Source organism: Oceanicaulis sp. UBA6590 (genome assembly GCF_002433705.1).
Classification (GTDB): Bacteria; Pseudomonadota; Alphaproteobacteria; order Caulobacterales; family Maricaulaceae; genus Oceanicaulis.
In genome coordinates, this window is record NZ_DJIQ01000056.1 from 11,253 (window position 1) to 19,424 (window position 8,172).

Below are 8,172 nucleotides of genomic sequence, written 5' to 3' on the forward strand. Positions count from 1 at the left end.
CGCCTGATTGAGGATGACGCCATGTCAGATCGCTCGCTTTCCCTGCTCAGCCTGCGCCGCCTGATGCAGGACTGGCGCGACAGCGCCACCGCGCCCGCCTATCGCCAGATCGCGAACCGCTTGCGTTTCGCCATTCTGGACGGGCGTGTCGGGCTGGGGGTGAAGCTGCCCGGCGAGCGACGTCTGGCCGACGAGCTCGAGGTGGCGCGGATCACGGTGTCCCAGGCCTATGATCTGTTACGCGCCGAGGGCTTTCTGGAAAGCGGGCAGGGGCGCGGTTCGGTGACCGTGCTGCCCGACGGCGCCGAGGCGCTGCAGGAAGGGGCGAGCGCTGATCCGGGCCTGATGGACCTGGCGGCCGCGACGACCCGCGCCCATCCCGATCTCGCGCCAGCCTATCGCAAGGCGATGGCGCATCTGCCGGCGCTCCTGCCGCATTCAGGCTATGAGATGCGCGGCGAGATCGGGCTGCGCCGGGTGCTGGCGGATCGCTATGCCGAAGATGGCGTGGCGCTGGCGCCGGATCAGATCCTGATTTCCCAGGGCGCCCAGCACGGGCTGGTGCTGCTGATCCGCGCCTTCCTCAAACCCGGCGATCCGGTGGCGGTTGACCTGCCGAGTTATCCCAATGCCCTTGAGGCTTTCCATCGGGCAGGCGTTCAGATGCGCGGTTATCCGGTGACGGATAACGGCTGGTCGGTGGCCGAGCTCGAGCGCGACCTGGCGCAGGGGCGCTACAAGATGGCCTATCTGATTGCGGATCATCACAATCCCACAGGCCAGGTGATGGATGCGGACGCGCGCTTTCGTCTTGCGCGGGCCGCCAAGCGCGGCGGGGCGTTGCTGGTGTTCGACGAGTGCGTGCGCGAGCTCTGGCGCGATGCGCCGCCGCCCGTGATCGATCCGCCCCATTATCGCGCGCCTGTGGTGCGGCTGGGGTCGGCCAGCAAGGTGTTCTGGGGCGGCTTGCGTACGGGCTGGATCGCGGCGGACCGACGCATCATCGATCAGGTCCACGCCGCCCGCTCATCGATTGATCTGGGTGGTCCGCCGCTTGAGCAGATCACCACGCGCATCCTCTATGAGGACTTCCCCGATGCAGTGGACCGTCAGCGCGCGCAATTGCGTGACGAGCACGCCTTTCTGAGCGGCGAAATCGCGCGGCGTTTCCCCGACTGGACCAGCCTGAAGGTCGAGGGCGGCCTGTCGCTCTGGCTGCGCCTGCCCAGGCCGGTCAGCCCCGAGCTGTCGGCGGCGGCCCGCGAGTGGGGGCTGAAGCTGGAGCCGGGGCCGCGTTTCTTCCTCCAGCAGGGCGGGGCGCACAATCTGCGCCTCCCCTTCAGCCGCGACCGGGATTTCATGGTCCGGGCGCTCGACCTGTTGGAGCCCGCCTGGAGGCAAGTCTGCGCGACGCCCGGTCTGGCGAAAGAGGTTCGGGTTGAAGCGCCAGTTTTCTAGGCTGCAGGCTTAACGGGCTTGCGGGCGGCGAAGAGGAAGACCCCGCCCACATCATTGGTCAGAAGGCCAAAATAGCCTGACATGACAAAGCGCATGCCGGCGTCTTCAAAGCCCGCCCTTTCAAGGTCCTGTACGAAGTCCCAACCGGGTATGGCGAAGACCAGGCTGCCCTCGTCCGGACGTGTCGGATTGCCGTGATATTCCGGCGGCGCCAGATGCTCCAGGCCGTCCGGGCCCAGGCGCGCCTTGATGGTCCGCTCCGTCCCTCGCATGTTGAAAGGCACAGTGCCGACGAACAGACCGCCGGGTTTGAGGATGCGGGCGGCTTCCGAAATGGCCCTGTCCATGTCCGGCACATGTTCGAGCACTTCGCAGCTGACATAGATGTCGAAGCTGTCATCGCTGAAACTCAGCGCCTGCACGTCCTGATGCATCACGCGTGGGTGCGCCCGGCGGTCCGAAGCCAGCGGCAGGTATTCAGAGCCCGTGAAGCGCGGAAAGATCGAACGCAAGCGCTGGGCGAATGGCGACAGGCGTTCCGAGGCGAAGACCCGCAGCGACTTTTCCCGCCCGCAGGCGTAAGTGCGCAGTACATGCAGGATGGCCCGCGTGCGTGACGTGCAGGAATGGGCGATCAGACTTTCGCGCAGACGGGCGCTGTCGAGTTCAATCCTGTCAGGCGTGACCAGGCCAAGATAAGGGTCATGCAGGCCTTCAATGGCGATTCGGTCCAGCGCCTGGGCGCGCTGAGACTCTATTCCCGGCCGCATGGTCCTGAAGAAGACGGACCACTCGTCCAGCGTTCTGAAGCCAAGTTCGAGGAGATCCATGATCGGGTCCGGTGCGCACGCCTCAGCACCCTGCTGAGGCGTGGATATAACGACTGTCTAGAACGGTTCGGGTCAGGCGACGATATGGAATCTGCCAGGCGCCGTCACGCGCCTTCCTTGCGCCAGGCGAGCGCCAGCAAGCCGAGCGCCAGAAGGGCGATGAGAAGGCCGGGCGCCAGCGGCACGGACTGGGCGTCCGTGACCAGATAGGCGTTGTTGCGTTTCAGTCCCGCCCAGTTGATCCCGGCCTGTCGGGCGCGGGCATTGGTCCGCCTGAATTCAGGCAAGTCGATCTCCTCGCCCAGCGTGAAGATCCCGCCCTCGCTGGAATCGACGAGCGCGGCGAAGCCTTCCGGATCGGGCCGCAGATCGCGATATTCCAGAGGATTGAGCGGGCCCGAGGCCGTCACCGTGGTCAGATCGCCTGAGCGCAGGCGCACCAGCCCCTGCTCGCGTGCGGTCATGCGCTCGGTGTAGACGCCCAGCCCGGTCTCATCCATCTCCACGGATTCCTGAACGCCGGACGGCCATTCGATCTCCAGCTCGGGCACCTCGTCTGCAAGCGTATTGCGGGTGACTTCGAGCTCGCCATCAACGACGCGTGCGCTCAGGCGTTCTTCGTCCAGCTCCGGCTCTCCCATCAGCCAGTGCGCGACGCGGCGGAACAGTTCGTCATGCGGACCGCCGCCCTCATAGCCGCGCGCCCACAGCCAGGCCTGATCGGACAGCAGGATCGCCGCCCGCCCCTGACCTTCATGGGACAGGGTCAGCAGGGGGTCGCCATTGGGCGCTTCCAGAACCGTTTCGCCCGACAGCGGTCGCGCGCCGATGCGACGGAACCACGGACCCCATTCGCCTTCACCTGACAGCATGGGACGGGTGACAGGGTGGCGCTGGCCGATTTCGCTGATCTGCGGCGTGAAGCGCTCTTCGCTGATCTGGCCGGTCGGGGCGGCGGGCAGCACGCTGGCGAGCGGCGAGCGCGAAACGCTTTCGCCGCCGGCGAAGGGCGGCCCTGTGGTGACCAACAGTGCGCCGCCATTTTCGACATAATTGGCGATATTGTCGAAATAGAGCGGGCGCAAAATGCCGCGGCGGCGATAGCGGTCGAAGATGACGAGGTCGAATTCCTCAAGGCTCAGCTGAAAGAGCTCGAAGACCGGAAAGGCGATCAGGGCGAGCTCGTTGGCGGGCACGCTGTCATCCTTGTCCAGCGGGCGCAGAATGGTGAAGTGCACCAGATCGACGCTTGGGTCGGATTTGAGAAGATTGCGCCAGGCCCGCGCGCCGTTATGGGGTTCGCCGGTGACGAGCAGCACTCGCAAGCGATCGCGCACGCCGGTGACGTTCACCGCTGCGCGATTGTTGATCAGCGACAGCTCGCCCTGGCCAGGCTCCACCTCGATCTCGACAACATTCGGGCCCCGATTGGCGATTTCGGCCTGAACGGTCACGTCCTGACCGATCTGTACGCGCGCCTGGATCGGATCGCCGCCATCCACATAGAGATTGACCATGGCGGTCCCGGTGGCCGCGCCCTCATCCTCGACCCGCAAGGTGAAGCTGACCGGATCGCCCACAAGGCCGTAGCGCGGGGCCTGGGAGACGATCAGGCGGCGGTCGCGCGCATTCGGATTGCCTGTCAGGACATGATGGACCGGGGCTTCAAGCCCCAGATCGTCGGCGGCTGGCGGCGCGTCATGGATCTGGCCGTCAGAGGCGATGATGACCCCGGCCAGACGATTGCGCGGGGCTTGCGACAGGCCTTGCTGCAGGGCGCGGTTCAGACGCGTGCCGTCCTCGGACGCGCCGCCGCTGACCTCCACGAGATCCAGCAGCGGATCGCTTTCGGCGAGCGCGCGCAAAGCCTGCGCCGTCTGCTCGGCGGCGGCGCTGCGATTGCCGATCTGCATGGAGGCGCTGTCATCGGTGATCAGCACCATCACATCACTCAGGGGCTCGCGGGTTTCCTGCACCAGAGCCGGGTTCAGCAGCGCGCCCGTCAGGACCAGCCCGGCCAGCGCCCGCCAGAGCCAGCCTTTCAGGCCGCGCACCAGCGCAAGGATCGCCACAGCCAGCGCCAGCGCGCCCAGCCCATAGGCGAGCGCGGGCGGAACGAGCGGGGAGAGGGAGAGCGTAACGGCGTCCATCAATCCTGCCCCAATCGCTGCAGAATGGCGGGCACATGCACCTGATCGGCCTTGTAGTTTCCGGTCAGGGAATACATGGCGAGATTGACCCCGAAGCGGATGGCCAGCTCACGCTGGCGCGGCCCGCCCTCCACCGGGGCGAGGGGGCGTCCCTGCTCGTCAATCGCCCAGGCGGCGGCCCAGTCCGCGGAGCCGATCACCACCGAGGATGCGCCATCCCGCCCCGAGCTTTCAGGGTTGGCCTCGACCCAGATCGGGGTGTCGGGATAGCGACCCGGGAACGCGCTCAGAAGATAGAAGGTCCGTCCCAGGACATGATCGTCGGGCATCTGCTGGAGCGGCGGCACCTCGACCGAATCGAGCACCCGCACCAGCCCCGGATGCGGCGCCAGTCCCCGGCCCGAGGCGCGACCGTCGCGGGTGTCGAAGACGATCAGCCCGCCTGCATTCATATAGGCGGTGACGCGGGCCGCGGCGTCGGGAGAGAGCGCGGGGGCGTCTTCGGTCAGCGGCCAGTAGATCATGGGATAGAACAGGATTTCGTCCGTCTCTATATCCACGCCAACGGGCGCGCTGGGCTCGACCGCACTGCGGCGCGTGCTTTCACGGGACAGGCCCGCAAGGCCGGCGCGACTGATATCGTCAATGCGCGCATCGCCCGTGAGCACATAGGCGAGGCGCACTTCCAGCGCCTGTTGTTCAATATCCTGAACGCTCTGCGCCTGCGCATCGGGCGGCAGGGCGCCCAGGCCCAGAACGACTGCAAGCGCCAGCGCGCCAAAATTGCGCGTGGCGAAGGGCAGGCGGCCGGACAGGAACAGGGTGATGAGCCCATCCACGCACAGAAGAATCAGGGCGAGACTCAGCAAGGGGCCCGCAAGCCGGGTCTCGATGCCGCCCGCGCCGGTGCGATAGGTGGCGCCAGGCAGGTCGCGCGCGATCAGCGCCATCTGGTCGCCGGGCTGCATGACATTGAGGGCCGCGCTCGCCGCCCCCAGCGTCCAGACGCCGGGCGGGGTGGTGGCGCTGGCGCGCGCCATGGTGAAGGCGTCCGCCGCAATCATCTCGGCCTGGGTCGCAGCTTCGGTCAGAAGCCCGTCAGCATCGAGCTGACGCTCCAGCCCCCAGGCGCCGCCCTGGGGCGGAGCGGGATTTGCGCCGCCGCTGAGCGACAGCACGCGTTCGAGCATGGCGGGGTAGAGCCCGGACAACGGCAGGGAGGACCAGTCGGGCCCGGCGGTGACGTGAAACAGCACCACCCAGCCCTGACCATAGCGGTCGGCGGTGACAAGCGGCGTGCCGTCTTCGAGGCGCGCCCAGACCTTGGCGTCAAGATCGGGTCCCGGCTCGGCCAGCACCTGACGGGTGACTTGCGCTTCTTCTGAAACGGAGAGACCCGAAAAGGGGCTCTCGTCAGGGAAGGGGGCGAGGCCCTGCGGGTCTTCCCACGCCATTGCGCCGCCGAACAGACGCCCGCCCTCGCGCAGGCGCACGGGCAGGAGCGGATCGGTGCGGGTGGCGAGGTTCGGACCGGAGAAGCGGATCAGGAGCCCGCCTTCATTCACGAACGCGGTCAGGCGGTCATCCTCGATCCGGGCATTGTCCACCATGACGAGCGCGGAGGGCTCGCTTTGCAGCAGGGTCTCAAGATCCCCGCTCACAAGCTCGGCCGATCCCGCCAGCGCTTCGCGGGCATAGTGATAGTCTGACAGGAGCGGCTGGCGTTCCCCGCTGGCCTCGGGCCGGATAAGGCCCACGCGCGGACGCCGCCAGCGGTCGCCGGTGATATGGGTCGCCCCCGCGGAGGCGAAGCGATCCAGCGTGATGCGAGCGATCTGGTTGCGCAGATCGAGCGGCAGGCTGGCCGACAGATCCAGACGCTGCTCGCCTGCTTCGAAAGCCCCTTCCAGACGCGCCAGCGCCTGGCCATCCGCGCCCAGGGCCGTCAGCGCGACCGGGCGTTCTGCTTCGCTGTCGGCGCGCACCAGGCGCACGGTGAAGCCGTCCGGCTCCACGCCGACACGGGTCAGGCCGATGGCGGTCTGATCGGGTTCGGGCAGGACAACGCTGAGTGTTCCTCGCGGATTGAGCAGGCGGGCGAGGGCGCGGTCGCCTTCGTCTTCAGCCACGCCATCACTGATCCAGACCGTATCAAAGCGCTCGGGCGCCCCTTGCTGGTTCAGGATCGTCTCAAGGCGTTCTGCGGTGACGGCGCGGGCGGGCGGCCAGGCGCGCAGTTCGTGGGCGTTCAGGCGCGAGAGGGCGTTGCTGGCGGGGCCGAATTGCAGATCGGTCTGGCTCGCGGGCGCGCCGGTGAAGACCAGCAGCACGTCCCGACCCTCGCCGCGGGCGGCGATGAGCTGGCTGCGGGCCTGGGCCTGCAGGTCCGGCCAGCCCGGCGCCGAGCGCCAGCCGTCATCCACCAGCAACAGGAGCGGGCGGTCGGAATTGATCTCGGTTTCAGGGCTGAGGATCGGACGCGCCAGCGCCAGGATGATGAGGGCGGCCATCACAAGCCGCAGCACCAGTAGCCACCAGGGTGTCGATTGCGGGGTTTCCGGCGTCCGCGCGAGATTCTGCAACAGGCGCAGGGGCGCGAAGATCACCCGCGAGGGCGCAGGCGGGGTGGCGCGCAACAGGAACCACAGAAGCGGCAACACCGCGAAGGCGGCCAGCGCCCAGGGCGCGGCGAAGGCAAGCGGTCCCAGTGTGATCATGACTGCGGCTCTGACAGGGTCTGATAAAGCGCCAGAACAGCGCTCGCGGCGGGACGGTCGGTACGATGGGTGATCAGGCGCCAGCCATACTGGCGCGACAGGTCCGCGAGCTCCGCGCCATGCCGGGCCCAGGCCTGGTGATAGGCGGTGCGGGCGTCTTCGGCGCGACCGAACAACAGGCTGTCGCCGCTGGCGGCGGCTTCAAACCGGGTGCGGCCCCTGAAGGGGAAATCCTCTTCGGCCGGATCGACAATGCGCAGGAGCGCGCCGGTCGCGCCCTGGGCGGCGAAACGATTGAGGCGGGCGCGCCAGGTCTCGACCGGGTCCAGAAAATCACTGGCGATCACAAGACGCGCATGGCGGGGCAGCTCCGCCGCTTCCACATGCTCGGCCGGGCCTTCGCCCAGCGCCAGGGCGCGGCTGACGGTTTCAAGCCCTTGCCGGCCCGCGCGAGCGCGCCCGGTCTCGCCCAGCACGGACAGGCGTTCGCCGCCGCGATTGAGCAGGCTGGCGATCGCCATCAGGCAGATCGAGGCGCGTTCCTTCTTCAGGGGCAGGCCGCGCGAATGCAGTTGCATGCCCGCCGATCCGTCGCGCCAGAAATAGACGGCGTTCGCCGCCTCCCATTCCACTTCGCGGATATAGAGGTGATCGCCCTGGGCCGAGCGGCGCCAGTCGACAAAGCGCGCGCCATCCTCGGGCCGGTGGTGGCGATACTGCCAGAAGGTTTCGCCCTGACCGGCGCGGCGACGGCCATGCACGCCGTGGGAGACGCTGGCCGCAATGCGCTCGGCCTCCGCCAGCAGCGCGGGAAAACGCGCCGCCGCCTCCTCCGCATCATGGCGCAGGCGGGTCATATAGGAAGGGGCGGCGGCCTGGCTCATCGAAACCCTAGGCGGCGGCGTGGGCGAGGCGGTCGATCAGGGCGTCCAGCTGCACGCCCTCGGCGCGGGCCGCGAAGCTGAGCGCCATGCGGTGCTTGAGCACGGGGCCGGCGAGCGCCAGCACGTCCTCGGT

At 67.9% G+C, this 8,172-nt stretch carries 5 protein-coding genes and 1 pseudogene; 1 reads left to right on the forward strand and 5 read right to left on the reverse strand.

The annotated features are described in order from the left end of the window. On the forward strand, positions 1–1,458 hold a 1,458-nt coding region (locus B2Z70_RS11535; RefSeq protein ID WP_292983426.1), incomplete at its 5' end, for an aminotransferase-like domain-containing protein. On the opposite strand, the gene B2Z70_RS11540 is transcribed toward B2Z70_RS11535, so the two are convergent. The 5 genes and pseudogenes from B2Z70_RS11540 to B2Z70_RS15430 all read right to left on the reverse strand — a co-directional run. Beyond that, complete coding sequence (locus B2Z70_RS11540) at positions 1,455–2,288, reverse strand: class I SAM-dependent methyltransferase (RefSeq protein ID WP_009801667.1); 834 nt, start codon at positions 2,286–2,288, stop codon at positions 1,455–1,457. The genes B2Z70_RS11535 and B2Z70_RS11540 overlap by 4 nt on opposite strands. A gap of 104 nt (positions 2,289–2,392) precedes the next feature. Further along, positions 2,393–4,438, reverse strand: a complete 2,046-nt coding sequence (locus tag B2Z70_RS11545; RefSeq protein WP_292983428.1) for a hypothetical protein — start codon at positions 4,436–4,438, stop codon at positions 2,393–2,395. Continuing rightward, on the reverse strand, positions 4,438–7,155 hold the full coding sequence (locus tag B2Z70_RS11550) for a DUF4159 domain-containing protein (protein WP_292983430.1): 2,718 nt from the start codon (positions 7,153–7,155) through the stop codon (positions 4,438–4,440). Before B2Z70_RS11550 ends, B2Z70_RS11545 begins: the two co-directional genes overlap by 1 nt. Further along, positions 7,152–8,039 (reverse strand): DUF58 domain-containing protein, encoded by an 888-nt coding sequence (locus tag B2Z70_RS11555; protein ID WP_009801664.1) that lies wholly within the window; start codon positions 8,037–8,039, stop codon positions 7,152–7,154. The genes B2Z70_RS11550 and B2Z70_RS11555 overlap by 4 nt, the downstream gene beginning before the upstream one ends. Positions 8,040–8,046: 7 nt before the next feature. Beyond that, a pseudogene (locus B2Z70_RS15430) lies at positions 8,047–8,172 on the reverse strand (AAA family ATPase); the annotation flags it as partial.